The sequence below is a fragment of the Kineococcus sp. GCM10028916 genome, from assembly GCF_042674865.1.
In the GTDB taxonomy this organism is placed as follows: Bacteria; Actinomycetota; Actinomycetes; order Actinomycetales; family Kineococcaceae; genus Kineococcus.
In genome coordinates, this window is sequence record NZ_JBHTFM010000020.1 from 1 (window position 1) to 14,086 (window position 14,086).

Consider the following 14,086-nt stretch of genomic DNA (forward strand, 5'->3'; position numbering starts at 1 on the left):
CGTCCTTGTAGGAGACACCGGCCTCGTCGGCGGCCAGCACCACACGCCACTGCAGATCAGTCATGTCCAGATTCTCCCTCGATGCTCGGCGGCGGTGGTCCGGGTGACCAGGGCCGGGGGCGGCTCCCGCGGCGTCGCAGCGGTGGAGGCCCCGCACGGGCGCGCAGTCCGCACTCACCGGGTTCAAGCGGATCGGGCGTCGTCTTGTTCCTCGCGTCCGCCCCCTCCGGAGCGATACTCTGCAACCGGTTGACCAATCGAGCTCCGGGGACCCGGGGCGCCCAAGGAGGCATCGTGGCCGTCGGAGTGTCCACCTACGCGTACAGCCACCGCTGGAACCCGGCTGCACCGCAGCCGATCTCCCTCGTGGAGATGCTGCACGAGATCGCCGATCTGGGCGGGCAGGTGTTCCAGGTCTGCGACCACCCCGACCTCGAGGCCCTCACCCCCGAGCTCGCGGCCACGCTGCGCACGGCCGCCGCGGAACGCGGTCTGATCCTCGAGACGGGCACCCGCGGAACCGGGGTCGAGCACCTGCGCACGCACCTCGCGCACGCCCTCGCCCTGGGGGTGCGGACGGTCCGCTCGATGGTCTACTCCGAGCACGGCGGGGTGAGCGACCGACCCACCGCCGGCGAGACCGTGGACCGCCTGCGCGAGGTCGTCCCGGAGTACGCGGCCGCCGGCGTCACGCTGGGCCTGGAGACCTACGAGCAGATCCCGACCACCGACCTGCTCGCGATCGTCGACGAGGTCGACTCCCCGCACCTGGGCATCGTGCTCGACCCGGCCAACTGCGTCGCCAACCTCGAGCACCCCCGCGACGTCGTGCGCCGACTCGCCCCCCGCGTGGTCAACATCCACGTGAAGGACTTCACGTTCACGCGGCGTGACGGGTGGGCGGGCTTCACCCTGGCCAGCTGCCCCCTCGGCGAGGGACAGCTCGACTTCCGCGACCTGCTCGCCGTCGTCCAGCCCGACCCGGCCACGGTCCACCAGGTCCTCGAGCACTGGCTGGTGCCGCAGGGTGACGCCGAGACGACGCGTGCGGTCGAGGCCGACTGGACCGCCCGATCGCTGACGACGCTGGCGAGCTACCAGACGGGCGACTGATGCGCACAACCGGTTGACCAATCTGCACGACGGTGCGACAGTTTCCTCGAGCCGACCGGTCCGACCACGACGGCGACCACGACGGCGACCACGACGGCGACCACGACCACCACCCGTGCAAGGGAGCACGCCTTCCCATGGACACCAGCACCTCCCCCACCGCCGGTAGCACCGCGCTGCGCAAGGCCGCGGTCCGGCTCATCCCCTTCGTCGCGGTGATGTTCTTCATCAACTACCTCGACCGGACGGCGATCGGTTTTGCCGAGCCCAACGGCATGGGCGACGACCTCGGCCTCACCGCGGCCCAGTTCGGGTTCGCGTCGGGGATCTTCTTCCTCGGGTACATCTTCCTCGAGGTCCCCAGCAACCTGGCCCTGCACCGCTTCGGGGCCCGCAAGTGGCTGGCCCGCATCATGATCACCTGGGGCATCGTCGCGACGCTGTTCACCTGGGTGCAGAACACCGAACAGCTCTACGCCCTGCGGTTCCTCCTCGGCGTCACCGAGGCGGGGTTCTTCCCCGGCGCCATCCTGTTCCTCACCCTGTGGTTCCCGCGCGAGTACCGCCGCAAGGCGCTCGCGGGTTTCTACCTGGCGCAGCCGCTGACCACGGTCATCGGCGCCCCGCTCGCAGGTCTGCTCATGCAGCAGGGTCACGGCGTCCTCGGTCTCGAGGGCTGGCGCTTCATGTTCCTCTGCGTCGGCATCCCCGCGATCGTCATGGGCATCGCGTGCTGGTTCTACCTCACCGACAAGCCCGAGGACGCGAAGTGGCTGAGCGCGACCGAGCGCACCTGGCTGCGCCGTGAACTCGACGCCGAGCAGACCGAGAGCGAGAACCGCGGGCACGTCCCCGCGCGCCGCATCCTCAGGGAGGGCCGCGTCTGGGCGCTGGCCCTGGCCTACTTCGGTCTCATCTACGGCCTGTACTCGCTGGCGTTCTTCCTGCCCACGATCATCTCCGGGTTCCAGGAGCGCTTCGGCACGACGTTCTCGGTCTTCGAGAAGGGCCTCGTCAACGCGGTCCCCTACGTCCCCGCGGCGATCGCCCTGTTCCTGTGGTCGCGCCACATCGCGAAGAACGGCTTCAAGAGCTGGCACATCGCGCTGCCGACCCTGGTCGCCGGCCTGAGCGTCCCGGTCGCGCTGTACATGAACTCGCCGTACCTGACGATCCTCGTCATCGCCGTCACGGCCTGCGGGATCTTCATGGCGCTGCCGAACTTCTGGTCGCTGCCGCCGCAGTTCCTCACCGGTGCCGCCGCCGCCGCGGGCATCGCCTTCATCAACACCCTGGGCAACGTCGGCGGGTTCTCCGCCCCTTACGTCACCGGGTGGCTGAAGGACCTCACGGGTGACGAGAAGATCCCTCTCATGATCACCGGCGGCTTCCTCGTGCTGTCGGCCGTCATCCTCCTCGTCATGTCCCGGCGCAGCCGGGCCGCGCTCGAGGAACCCTCCCCCCAGACCACCACCGCCTGAGAAACCCGAGGAGTCGAACACCATGACCGCAACGACCGAAGCCCCCACTATCACCGTCGCCGTCGTCGGCGCGGGCGGCAAGATGGGCATGCGGGTCTCCCGCAACCTCATGAAGTCCGGCCACACCCTGCGCTACGCCGAGAACTCCTCGGCCGGCAAGGAACGCATGGCCGCCGAGGGGCGCACCGCCGTGTCCACCGAGGAGGCCGTCGACGGCGCCGACGTCGTCATCCTCGCCGTCCCCGACACCGTGCTCGGCGTCGTCTCGAAGTCCGTCGTCCCGGCCATGAAGCCGGGCTCGATCCTGCTCACCCTCGACCCGGCCGCCGCCTACGCCAACCTCCTCGCCCAGCGCGAGGACGTCCTCCAGGCCGTCGCCCACCCCTGCCACCCGTCGGTGTTCCTCGAGCGCACCCGGCCCGAGGAGTACGCCGACAACTTCGGCGGGGAAGGCGCGCTGCAGAACGTCGTCGCCGCGTTCGAGAGCGACGACCTCAGCAAGCGCGACATCGCCGAGGACGTCATCCGGATCATGTACGGCCCCGTCGACACCGTGCACTGGGTCACCGTGAAGCAGCTCGCCGTCCTCGAACCGACCCTGGTCGAGACCATCGCCTGCATGATCGGCGCCCTGCTCAAGGAAGCCCTGCACGAGACCGTCCACACCGTGGGCGTCCCCGAGGAGGCCGCCAAGGCGATGCTCTTCGGTCACGTCCAGATCGCGCTGACCAACAGCCTGCGCGGGTCGAACCCGTTCTCCGACGCGTGCCTCATCGCCATGGACTACGGCCGGGAGTCGATCGTCAAGGACGACTGGAAGAAGATCTTCCGCGACGAGGAACTCGACAGCGTCATCACCAAGATGCTGAAGCTGGAGAAGATCGAGCGCTGAGCCCGTCACGCACGGCGAACGCCGGAGGGCCGGGACGGGGTCGTCCCGGCCCTCCGGCGTCGAGGTGAACAGCGGTCCGGACGTCTGCCGGGAGGGTCACAACCCCTGCCCGGCGGGCTTCACCGCCCAGGCCGCCGCGTAGTCGTCCCGGTGCTGCAGGTCCGAGGCGGCCGGCCCGTCGAGCAGGACCGTCACGTGCGGGTGCAGTTGCAGCACGGACGCCGGGCAGGACGCCGAGACGGGCCCCTCCACCATCGCCGCGACGGCCGGGGCCTTGGCCTCGCCGGTGGCGATCAGGACGAGGTGCCGCGCCCGCCGGATCGTGCCCAGCCCCTGGGTGAGGCAGAGCGACGGGACCTCCTCGGCGTTCCCGCCGAAGAACCGGGCGTTGTCCGACCGGGTCCGGCGGGTGAGGGCCTTGACGCGGGTGAGGGAGTTCAACGACGAACCCGGCTCGTTGAAGGCGATGTGCCCGTTGCCGCCGAGGCCGAGGACCTGCAGGTCGACACCCCCGGCCGACACGATCGCCTCCTCGTAGTCCCGTCCGGCCCGGGCGAGGTCCTCCGCGTGGCCGTCGGGTCCGGTGACCGCGCCCGCGGGGAAGTCGACGTGGTCCTCGAGTTCGCGCCGGATCACCTCCCGGTAGCTCTCGGCGTGCCCCCGGGGCAACCCCACGTACTCGTCCAGGGTGAACGCGCGGGCCCGCCCGAAACTCACCTGGCCGGCCCGGTGCCGGTCGATGAGGGCCCGGTAGAGGGCCAGCGGCGACGATCCGGTGGCCAGACCCAGGACCGACCGGGGATCGTCCTCCAGGAGGCGGCAGACCGCGTCCGCGGCCAGCTCGGCCGCGTGCCGGGGGGTGGGGGTGATGACGACTTCCATCGCGCGGGACTCCTGGCGAGGTTTCGAGGTTCGAGACACGGTCCGGCGACAGGACGCCGAGGAGATCACCCCTTGACGGCTCCGCCGAGCATCCCGGCGATGAAGCGACGCTGCAGGAACAGGTACACCACGACGATCGGCAGGGCCACGATGGTGGCGGCCGCGGCGAGCAGGGACTGCTCGGTCGCGTGCTGTCCCTGGAAGAACGCCAGCCCGAGCGGTGCCGTGCGCAGCCCCTCCCCGGAGATCATGATGAGCGGCAGCAGGAACTCGTTCCACGTCCACATGCCGATGAGCAGACCCATCGTCATGACCGCCGGTCCCGCGCTGGGGACGAGGACGCGCCACAGCAGGGCCCGGTCGCCGGCACCGTCCATGCGTCCCGCCTCCAGGACGCTGTCGGGGAAGCTGAGGAAGTAGTTCCGCATCCAGAAGACGCCGAAGGCCAGTGACTGCGCGGTCTGGGGCAGCAGCAGGGCCCAGTAGGTGTCGGTCAGTCCCACGCCGCGGAGGTCGTAGTAGAGCGGGATGACGAAGGACTCCACCGGCAGCATCAGCCCGAGCAGCATGACGTAGAACAGGACCGTCCGGCCGGGGAAGCGCATGGTCGCGAACGCGTACCCCGCCAGCACCGACAACAGGATCGTCAACGCGACGACGCCCACGGTCACCAGCACGCTGTTCACCATGTAGTCGCCGAAGTGCCCGCGCCGCCAGGCCTCGCCGAAGTTCTCCAGCGCGAACCGCGACGGCAGCTGGAAACCGGAGCGGGACTCGTCGACGGGGGTGAAGGCGGAGATCAGGACCCCCACGAGGGGGACCACCGCGAAGAGCGCGAAGACGCCCAGGAGGACGTAGTTCACGCTCGTCTCGAAGCGGCTGATGCGCATGTCAGGACTCCCGCGGCTGCAGCTTGGAGATGAGGACCGTGACGAGCACGATCACCACGGCGAGGGTGATGCCGACCGCGCAGGCGGACCCCACCTGGTTGGTCTGGAAGGCCCGTTCGTAGGCGAGGTAGGACGGCACCGTGGTGGAGTCCCCCGGTCCGCCGCGCGTCGTCACGTAGATCAGGTCGAAGCTCTTCAGGGCCGCGACGACGGTCAGGGTGAGGGCGACGGTGATCTGGCCGCGCAGTCCCGGGAGCGTGATGGCGAAGAACTCCCGGAACAGCCCCGCCCCGTCGAGTCGGGCCGCCTCGAAGAGTTCCGGGTCGATCTGGCCGACCCCGGACAGGAAGAGCACCAGGCACAACCCGATGCCCACCCAGCTGCCGACGAACCCGACGGCCGGCAGCGCGGTGGAGAAGTCCCCCAGCCAGGCGCGGGTGACCAGGCCCAGGCCGACGAGTCGCAGCAGCCGGTTGAGCAGGCCGTCGGGGGCGTAGATCGCCAGCCACGACGTCGCCACGACCACCGACGCGATGACCTGCGGCAGGAAGAGGACCACGCGGAAGAAGCCCAGTCCCCGCAGCCGGGGCGCCCGGGACATCACCGCGGTGAGGAACAGGGCGACCACGACGGGGAGGACGGCGAAGAAGAGCACGAGCACGAGCGCGTGACCGAACGCCGCGCGCAGCGCCGGGTCGGTGACGATGTCCACGTAGTTCTGCGGGCCCACCCAGGTCGCCGCGGACAGGCCGTTCCAGTCGTAGAGGGAGTACCACGCCCCCTGCGCCAGCGGCACGACGATGAAGGCGACGAGGACGACGAGAGCGGGGGCCAGGTAGAGGAATGCCTTCCACTGCCGCTCCGGCCGGCTGGAGGTCACGACCGGGGTGCCCGGGGCCGGGGCCGCCTCCTGGTCCGGACGACTGCTCCGGGGGGACACCGCGGGCATCAGCGGTCCTGGAGGAAGGCCGAGTAGTCCTTCTGGAGCGACTCGGTGAACTCCTCCGGGGTGAACTGCCCGCCGGTCAACTGCTGGACCCCGGCCGTGAGGGTGTCGTAGAACGTCGGGGTGGCGTAGTCGAGGTACGGGACGAGCCCGTTCTGCTGGCTCACGTCGTTCCACTGCCCGGCGATGTCGCCCGCGAGGGTGCCGGTGGCGGCCTGGTACCCCTCGGGGAGGACGACGGGCAGGTTCCCCGTGTCGACCAGGACCTGGCTGGCGGCGGCGTTGGTGATGAACTCGATGTAGGCCGCGGCCGCGTTGGCGTTGGACGCCTTCGAGGTGATCGCCCAGGCGAGCCCGACACCACCCAGGGTCTCGGCCTTGTCGTCGACGCCGGAGAGCGCGACGAAACCGACGTTGTCGCCCATGGCCTCCTGCAGCGTCGCCTGCTGCCAGGTCCCCGTGAAGAGGAACGTCCCCTTGCCCTGCCCGAAGTCGGTGACGGCCTGGTCCTTGCCGACGCCGTTGTGGCCTTCCGGCAGGTACTTCTTCGTGGACCACTCGGAGAGCTTCGTCGCCGCCTGGACGGAGGTGTCGTCGGTCCAGGCGCCCCCGCTGCCGGACACGAGGTCGCTGGCGGCCTTCACCCCGGCGACGGCCGAGAGGGTCGCACCGAAGAGGTGGATCCCGGGGCTCTTGTCCGCGTCGCCGTACTGCATCGGCTGCAGACCGGCGGCCTGCAGCACCGGCAGGGCCGCCTCGAAGTCCGCGAAGGTGACGGGCGCGGTCAGACCGGCCTGCGACAGTTGTTCCTTGTTGTAGTACAGCCCGACGATCTCCCCGGTCTGCGAGACGCCGTAGAGGTTCCCGTCGCGCCAGGTGGCACCGTCGGAGGAGAACTTGTTCAGGCTGAGCAGGTCCTCGGGGTAGCGGGTCGTCCAGCCGTAGACCTCCGCCCACGCGTCGACCGGCTGCAGCAGACCGGCCTGCACGAACGCCCCCATGTCCGGGTAGCCCTGGTTGGCCTGGACCACGTCGGGCGCGTCGTCACCGGAGAGGGCGAGCTTCAGGGTCGTCTTGAGGTCGGCGAACGACCGCGACACGCGTTCGACCTTGATGTTCGGGTAGGCGGCCGCGAACTGGTCGTTGAGCTTGGTCTGGGCGTCGTCGATGCCACCGTCGGTGTTCTGGTCCCAGACGGTGAGGGTCACGTTCCCCAGGGACGCGGCGTCGGTGGTGACGGGTTCGGAACTGGTGGGGGCGGCGTCGGAACCGGAACCGCCGGGTGCGCACGCCGCGGCCACCAGGGCCGTGGCGCTCAGCGCGAGGGCGAGAACGCCTCGGCGAGGGAGGGGAAAGTCTCGGGTCGTGTCCACGGGGTCTCCTACGGGTGGGTCGGGAAGGTGGTCGCGAACTGCGTGCGTGGTGGTCTCAGGACGTGGTGGTCTCAGGACGGGGTGGCCGGCTGCCGGGCGGCCCAGTCGAGGACGGTGGTCCAGTCCCCCTCGGGGCGTCGCGAGGCGAGGAACTCCGCGACCTCCGCGGGGCGGGGAGCACTGGCGGAACCCCCGAGCGAGCGGACCGAGAGGGTCGCGACGAGGCCGGCGAACGCGACGCGGGTCCGCAGGTCCCAGCCGAGGACGGAACCGGTCATCAGTCCGGCGGTGAACACGTCACCGGCCCCCGTGGGGTCGACGGCCCGGACGGGCACGGCGGGCACGTGGACCCAGGACCCGACACCCGCGGAGCCGGCGTCCACGGCGGTGACACCCTCCGCGCCCCGGGTGATGACGACCGAGCGGACGTGGCGGGTGAGCACCTCCGCGGCCGCTTCGACGGAGTCGGTGCGGGTGTAGCTGAGGGCCTCGACCTCGTTGAGGACGAAGACGTCCACCTCCTCCGCGCGGTGCAGGACCTCTTCGGACCAGAGCCCGGAACCGTCCCAGCCGACGCCGCCGAAGACCGTCGTCCCGGCCCGGCGCAGGTCCGCGATCCAGCCGGGGACGCCGAAGGCGATCCCGGTGTGGGCCGCCTTCACCACGGGCAGCGGCCCGGGCCACTGCCGCGGCACCTCCGCGCCGTCCTCCAGGTAGGTGATGAAACCCCGGTCGTGCTCGTTGGTCACGGCCACGGTGACGGGGGTCCGGTACCTGGAGGTGCGCTGCAGCCACCGCAGGTCGAGTCCCGGTTCACGCGCCAGGAGGTCGTGCAGGTGCTCGCCCAGGACGTCGGTCCCCAGCACGGCGAGGATCCCGGTGCGCATGCCCAGCCGTGCGGTCGCGACCGCGCGGTTCGCGGTACCGCCGGCCACCAGCGCGAACCCGTCGGCGAAGACCTCCTCACCCGGACCGGGCAACGGAGTGCCCGAGAGGACCAGGTCGCAGAAGACGGTGCCGCCGAACACGACGTCGGTCTCGACGACCGGTCCGGGCGACGCGGGGACGGTGGGAGGCACGGACGCTCCTCAGCGTGCGGTGGGGCTAGGGCGAGGGGACGAGGGCGGTAGCGCCCACGATCCGCCGAGTATGAGCATCGTGCGCAGAGTCACGCAAGAGACCGCACCGGTCCTGGGGTTACAGCTCGGTAAATTCGGCCGTCTCTGCTCGACTCTGGTCAACTCCGCGCGAAAGTCCTACTCTGGACCGGTGATCTCCGCTGAGCGGCGCCGACGCATCCTCCACGCGGTGCACCACGAGGGCGCGACGACCGTGCGGGACCTCGCCGAGCGGATGGAGGTGAGCGAGTCCACGATCCGCCGTGACCTGCAGGTGCTCGACAAGGACGGCGAACTCGTCCGCACCTACGGCGGCGCCATCGCCCTCGAGGACCGGACCGCGGGCGAGGCTCTGCGGGCGGAGGTCCTGCGGCCCCAGCCGGCGACCGGCGACGCGTCCTTCGAGGGGGGCAGCGAGAACCGCGAACGCCCCTTCGACCTCGTCGCCACGACCGACCGCCCCCTGAAGGAACGCGTCGCCACCGCGGCCGCGGCCTCCATCGACGACGGCGACGTCGTCATCCTCGACATCGGGACGACGACCCCACTGGTGGCCGAACTCCTCCGGGGGCGCGATCTCACCGTCATCACCTCCAACCTCGCCGTCTTCGACGTCCTGCGCGACGACGACGCCGTCCGGCTCGTCCTGCTCGGCGGCGTCGTGCGGCGCAACTACCAGAGCCTCGTCGGCTCGGTGACCGGCCAGGTGCTGAGCCACCTCAACGCGGACACCGTCCTCCTGAGTTGCACGGGAGTGCGCAACAACGGTCGCGTGGTGGACAACATGGCGGTCGAGGAGCCGATCAAACGCGCCATGATCGAGGCCGCCGAGAAGGTCGTCCTCCTGGCCACCGAGACCAAGTTCCCGGGCACCGGCTCCCTGCGGCTGTGCTCCGTCAGCGAGGTCGACGTCCTCATCACGACCGAGGGCGCCGACCCCGCCCCCCTCCAACTCTGCCGCGACGCCGGCGGAAAGGTGATCATCACGTGAAGCTCTGCATCCTCGGCGGCGGCGGGTTCCGAACCCCCTACGTCTACCAGGCCCTCCTGCGCGACCAGGGAACCCCGCGGGTGGAGGAGGTGGCCCTGTACGACACCGACCAGGACCGCCTCGACGGCATGGTCCTCGTCCTGTCCCAGTTCGCCCGGGAGTTCCCCGACGCGCCTCGACTGGTGCCGACGACCTCCCTGGACCAGGCGCTGGCGGGGAGCGACTTCATCTTCGCCGCAGTGCGTGTGGGCGGTCTCGCCGCCCGCTGCTGCGACGAGCGGGTCGCGTTGGACCTGAACGTCATCGGTCAGGAGACGACCGGTCCGGGCGGGTTGGCCTACGCCCTGCGGACCGTCCCGTTCATGGTCGACATCGCGCACAAGGTCCGCGAACTGGCTCCGAACGCCTACTTCCTGAACTTCACGAACCCGGCCGGGATCATCACGGAGGCCATGCAGGGCGTCCTGGGTGACCGGGTCCTCGGGATCTGCGACACCCCGTCGGGTCTGGGACGTCGCGTGGCGGGTGTCCTCGGCCTGGACCACCGCCGCGTCCAGATGGACTACGTCGGCCTGAACCACCTCGGGTGGATGCGCCGGGTCCTGTACGACGGGGTGGACGTGCTCCCGACCCTGCTCGCCGACGACGAGAAGCTCTCGGTCCTCGAGGAGGGCATCGTCTTCGGGCCGGAGTGGCTGCGCACCATGGGCCTCATCCCGAACGAGTACCTCTACTACTACTACTTCAACCGTGACGCGGTGCGGGCGATCGTCGACTCGGGCACGACCCGCGGGGAGTTCCTGCTCGAGACCCAGGACGACTTCTACCGCGAGGTCCGGTCCAAGGGCGCCGACGCCGCGGCGTTCTGGCGCGAGACCGTGACCGCGCGCAGCGCCAGCTACATGGCCGAGGCCAAGGGCGGCGAGCAGGGGAAACCCGCGCACACCGACCAGGTCGAGACCGACCCCTCGCACCAGGGCTACGCCGGCGTCGCGCTGGGCGTGATGGCCGCCATCACCCGCAACGAGCGCGCGACGATGATCCTCAACGTCCGCAACCGGGGAACCATCGCCGGGATGCCCGACGACGCGGTCGTCGAGGTCCCGACCACGGTCGACGCCAACGGGGTCCACCCGCTGACCACGTCCGCCCCCTCCCTGCACCAGCTGGGCCTCATGCAGCAGGTGAAGGCCGTCGAACGGCACACCATCGCGGCCGCCCTGACCGGCGACCGGAACGAAGCGCTGCAGGCGTTCGCCCTGCACCCGCTCGTGGACTCGGTGACGGTCGGGCGCAAGCTCCTCGACGGCTACGTCGACCGCATCCCCGAGGTGGCCGCGGTCCTCGGGGCGCACTGACGACGAGCGTGCGGGCCACCCGCCGGGGTGGCCCGCACGCTCTGCCGACGGGGTGCCGGTCGGGTATGGTCAGGCTGTCCTCAGTCGCATCCGCTGAGGTGGTCCCCCGATCGGAGCCTCCGTGCCGTCGCTGTCCCGCCGCACCCTGCTCGCCGGCACGTCCGTCGCGGGTCTCTCCGCCCTCGCCGCCTGCGGCTCGTCCGACGACGCGGGCGCCTCCGCGAACAGCTCCGGGGCGGCGTCCTCGACCACCTCGATCGACACCCTCTTCGGCACCGTGGAGGTGCCCGCGAACCCGAAGAACGTCGTCGCGCTCGGCTGGGGCGACATGGAGACCGTGCTGGCCCTGGGGGGTCAGGTCGTCGGCACCTCCGATTGGCTGGCCTTCGGGGGTGACGGCGTCGGTCCCTGGGCGAAGGACCTGGTGAAGCAGACCCCCGAGGTGCTGGGCACCACCGAACTCAGCTACGAGGCCGTCGCCGCGCTGACCCCCGACGTCATCCTCAACACCCGGCAGAGCAACGCCCAGGCCCAGCAGGACGAGCTGAAGCAGATCGCCCCCACGGTCGGTCCGCCGCCCGGCCAGAAGGTCACGTACGGCACCTCCTGGCAGGACCAGGTGGAACTCGTCTCCGCCGCCCTCGGCACGAGCGACGCGGGCGCGAAGTTGATCGCCGACCTCGAGGCGAAGTTCAAGGACGTCGCGGCGGCGAACCCCGGGTTCGCGGGCAGGACCGTCTCGGTCGCCGCGTTCTTCTCCGGTGCCTTCGGCGCCTACGTCACCGGCGACAGCCGCGTCGACTTCATGACCGAACTCGGGTTCACCCAGAGCCCGACGGTGCAGGCGCTCTCCACCGACGCCAGCTTCTACGTCTCGCTCTCCGACGAGCAGCTCGACCAGCTCGAGGCCGACCTCGTCGTCGTGTTCCCCATCGGCGCCACGGCGGCGGAGATCACCGCGAACCCGGGGATCCAGAACCTGCAGGCCACCCGGGACGGGCGCATCGTGGTGTTCGACGACACCACCCAGGCCAACGCGTTCTCCAGCGGGACCACCCTGGGCCTCGGCTACGCCCTCGACCACGCGGTGCCGCTGTTCGCGCAGGCCATCGCCTGACGTCCACCCCCGCCCGGATCTCCGACGCGCTGCCGCCCACGTCAGCGCAGGATCGCGGTCTCGAACGCTGACCGGTTCGCCCGCACGTGGGCGGCGTCCCGGACGTAGAGCCGGTCGTGGCCGTCGGCGATGTGGGACGCGAACGCGGCGCTGCCTGCGGCGGCCTGCTCGTGCATGTACCGCACGAGCAGGTCGAGGTGTTCGAGCACGGCGTCGACGACGCCGGCCCGGTCCACCGCCGTCGCCCCGTAGGCGTCGCAGAACTCCGCCAGCCGGGAGGCCTGTTCCGCGGTACCGGGGCGGACGCCGTCGTGGCCGGGGTCCGAGAGCGGCACCCAGCGGTAGACGGCGACGCCGAGGTCGGTGCGTCGTGGACCCGGTCGTGCGGTGTCGAAGTCGATCAGCGCGGTGACGCGTTCCCCCTGCAGCACGCAGTTGTACGGGGCGAAGTCGCCGTGGCAGACGACCTCGACGGGGTCCTGCGCGGGGAACAGCCACCCGTCGCGCGGGAGTTCCGCGGCGAAGACCGCCGTCGCCCGGTGGTAGTCGCGCAGGAGTTCCGCGGCGCTGAGGAGGGCCGCCCGGGAGGCCGCCTCGTCACCGACCGGGTAGTTCGGGACGGTCCCCGGCAGGAAGTCGAGGAACTCGAAACCGTCGACGAGCCCGCGGACCCGGGGAACGGGGGCGAAGCCCTCGAGACGACGCAACAACTCGTGGACCCTCGGGGTGTGGGGGCCGGTGGGACGACGTACGGCGTCCCCCGTGCGGACCACCTCGTTGACCCCACCACCGGTGAGCACTTCCTCGTCCGACGCCACCGGAACCCCCTCTCGTTGCGCGCCAGCCTGCCGCTGCGGACGGGCGCGGTCCAGTGGGCTCAGAGGGGCAGCACGTACGTCGGCGAGCCGACCTCCACGACCGAACGGTCGACGACGGTCAGGTCGTCGTCCAGCGTGAGGTGCACGACGGCGTCGGAGTCCTGGGCCGCGACGTAGACGTGGTGGCCGATCACCAGGACGTGGCGGGGGTTCGCGGCGCCGATCGTCACGTCGCGCACGGCACGGGGGACACCGTCGACGACCTCGAACAAGGTGATGACGTCGGCGCGGCGGTTGGCGACGACGAGACCCCACGGCGCGAGCGCGATCTCGGAGGGGTACACGGGTTCGTCGACGGAGCCGACCAGCGCGGAGGTGCGGACGGGGTCGGACAACCGGCCGTCCTGCAGCGTGAACGAGGTGACGCTCGCGTCGAGTTCACCCGCGACGTGGACCCGGCCGGCGTCGACGACGGCGTGCCGCGGCCCGGTTCCCGGCGCCAGGTCGACGACCTGCACCGGGTCGGGCGAGGCGCCGTCCGGGCCGAGGGTGTGGACCCGGACCTCGTCGGTCCCGAGGTCGAGGACGGCGAACGCGTCCGGCGCCAGCAGTCGCGTGGAGTGCGGGTGCGACGCCTCCTGGCGTTCGCGGTCCGGCCCGGAACCGTTGCCGTGCAACGTCTTTCGCAGGCCGGTGACGACTCCCCCGGTCAGACCGAGGACCCCGACGCCCCCGCCGTAGTTCGCGACGAGCACGACGTCGGGCGTCACGGTCAGGTGGCAGGGCGAGGAACCGCCGCTGGGCTGTTCACCGAGCAGTTCCCAGCGGTCGCCGTCGTAGCGGCGGGTGGAGACGAAACCCTCGTCGACCTCGTGGGCCGCGTGCACGAGACCGGGCGCTCCGGTCGCGAGGAAGGAGGGTGAAGCGCAGTCCGCGACGTGGCCGGGACGGCCGAGCCGGCCGGAGGACGGGTCGCGCGGCACCAGCGTGATGCCCTGACCGCGGCCCCCGGTGGCGGAGGTGTAGGACCCGATGGCGAGGACCGTGGAACCGGTCGGCGATGACGTCACGGCCAGATCATGCCCCACACCGAGGACGGGGGTCGGG

At 70.9% G+C, this 14,086-nt stretch carries 13 protein-coding genes; 6 read left to right on the forward strand and 7 right to left on the reverse strand.

Features of this window, described 5'->3' with window-relative positions:
- Positions 1-294 precede the first annotated feature (294 nt).
- The 3 genes from ACFQ46_RS20565 to ACFQ46_RS20575 all read left to right on the forward strand — a co-directional run bounded on the left by ACFQ46_RS20565 (position 295) and on the right by ACFQ46_RS20575 (position 3,486).
- The gene (locus ACFQ46_RS20565) at positions 295-1,113 is read left to right on the forward strand and encodes a sugar phosphate isomerase/epimerase family protein (protein ID WP_380261577.1); all 819 of its coding nucleotides are present in this window, start codon (positions 295-297) and stop codon (positions 1,111-1,113) included.
- 137 nt (positions 1,114-1,250) lie between these two features.
- Entirely contained in the window at positions 1,251-2,594 is a 1,344-nt protein-coding gene (locus ACFQ46_RS20570; protein WP_380160386.1) for an MFS transporter, read from the forward strand.
- Between the two features lie 22 nt (positions 2,595-2,616).
- Positions 2,617-3,486 (forward strand): phosphogluconate dehydrogenase C-terminal domain-containing protein, encoded by an 870-nt coding sequence (locus ACFQ46_RS20575; protein ID WP_380261579.1) that lies wholly within the window; start codon positions 2,617-2,619, stop codon positions 3,484-3,486.
- Between the two features lie 96 nt (positions 3,487-3,582).
- Here ACFQ46_RS20575 and nagB read toward each other — a convergent pair whose 3' ends face one another.
- The 5 genes from nagB to ACFQ46_RS20600 form a co-directional block, all read right to left on the reverse strand.
- Entirely contained in the window at positions 3,583-4,368 is a 786-nt protein-coding gene (gene nagB, locus ACFQ46_RS20580) for a glucosamine-6-phosphate deaminase (RefSeq protein ID WP_380261581.1), read from the reverse strand.
- Positions 4,369-4,433: 65 nt separating this feature from the next.
- On the reverse strand, positions 4,434-5,258 hold the full coding sequence (locus ACFQ46_RS20585) for a carbohydrate ABC transporter permease (protein ID WP_380261583.1): 825 nt from the start codon (positions 5,256-5,258) through the stop codon (positions 4,434-4,436).
- A gap of 1 nt (position 5,259) precedes the next feature.
- Positions 5,260-6,207 carry a carbohydrate ABC transporter permease gene (locus ACFQ46_RS20590; RefSeq protein WP_380261585.1) on the reverse strand — a complete coding sequence of 316 codons (948 nt, stop codon included), beginning with the start codon at positions 6,205-6,207 and terminating at the stop codon, positions 5,260-5,262.
- Positions 6,207-7,577, reverse strand: a complete 1,371-nt coding sequence (locus tag ACFQ46_RS20595) for an extracellular solute-binding protein (RefSeq protein WP_380261587.1) — start codon at positions 7,575-7,577, stop codon at positions 6,207-6,209. The genes ACFQ46_RS20590 and ACFQ46_RS20595 overlap by 1 nt, the downstream gene beginning before the upstream one ends.
- A 71-nt stretch (positions 7,578-7,648) precedes the next feature.
- Positions 7,649-8,656: a carbohydrate kinase family protein gene (locus tag ACFQ46_RS20600; protein WP_380261589.1), complete on the reverse strand. Its 1,008-nt coding sequence runs from the start codon at positions 8,654-8,656 to the stop codon at positions 7,649-7,651.
- Positions 8,657-8,846: 190 nt separating this feature from the next.
- Between ACFQ46_RS20600 and ACFQ46_RS20605 the strand changes: the two genes are divergently transcribed.
- The 3 genes from ACFQ46_RS20605 to ACFQ46_RS20615 all read left to right on the forward strand — a co-directional run bounded on the left by ACFQ46_RS20605 (position 8,847) and on the right by ACFQ46_RS20615 (position 12,161).
- Positions 8,847-9,686, forward strand: coding sequence for a DeoR/GlpR family DNA-binding transcription regulator (locus tag ACFQ46_RS20605; protein WP_380261591.1), 840 nt, complete (start codon positions 8,847-8,849; stop codon positions 9,684-9,686).
- The gene (locus tag ACFQ46_RS20610; protein ID WP_380261593.1) at positions 9,683-11,044 is read left to right on the forward strand and encodes a 6-phospho-beta-glucosidase; all 1,362 of its coding nucleotides are present in this window, start codon (positions 9,683-9,685) and stop codon (positions 11,042-11,044) included. Before ACFQ46_RS20605 ends, ACFQ46_RS20610 begins: the two co-directional genes overlap by 4 nt.
- 121 nt (positions 11,045-11,165) lie before the next feature.
- Complete coding sequence (locus ACFQ46_RS20615) at positions 11,166-12,161, forward strand: iron-siderophore ABC transporter substrate-binding protein (RefSeq protein WP_380261595.1); 996 nt, start codon at positions 11,166-11,168, stop codon at positions 12,159-12,161.
- Positions 12,162-12,202: 41 nt separating this feature from the next.
- On the opposite strand, the gene ACFQ46_RS20620 is transcribed toward ACFQ46_RS20615, so the two are convergent.
- Positions 12,203-12,979, reverse strand: a complete 777-nt coding sequence (locus ACFQ46_RS20620) for a phosphotransferase (protein WP_380261597.1) — start codon at positions 12,977-12,979, stop codon at positions 12,203-12,205.
- Positions 12,980-13,038: 59 nt separating this feature from the next.
- Positions 13,039-14,049: a beta-propeller fold lactonase family protein gene (locus tag ACFQ46_RS20625; RefSeq protein ID WP_380261599.1), complete on the reverse strand. Its 1,011-nt coding sequence runs from the start codon at positions 14,047-14,049 to the stop codon at positions 13,039-13,041.
- Positions 14,050-14,086: the final 37 nt, after the last annotated feature.

Bases quoted from the DNA above. Each gene is read 5' to 3' on its own strand.
- ACFQ46_RS20570 (WP_380160386.1), top strand. From the start codon at position 1,251: ATGGACACCAGCACCTCCCCCACCGCCGGTAGCACCGCGCTGCGCAAG.
- ACFQ46_RS20575 (WP_380261579.1), top strand. From the start codon at position 2,617: ATGACCGCAACGACCGAAGCCCCCACTATCACCGTCGCCGTCGTCGGC.
- nagB (WP_380261581.1), bottom strand. From the start codon at position 4,368: ATGGAAGTCGTCATCACCCCCACCCCCCGGCACGCGGCCGAGCTGGCC.
- ACFQ46_RS20585 (WP_380261583.1), bottom strand. From the start codon at position 5,258: ATGCGCATCAGCCGCTTCGAGACGAGCGTGAACTACGTCCTCCTGGGC.
- ACFQ46_RS20590 (WP_380261585.1), bottom strand. From the start codon at position 6,207: ATGCCCGCGGTGTCCCCCCGGAGCAGTCGTCCGGACCAGGAGGCGGCC.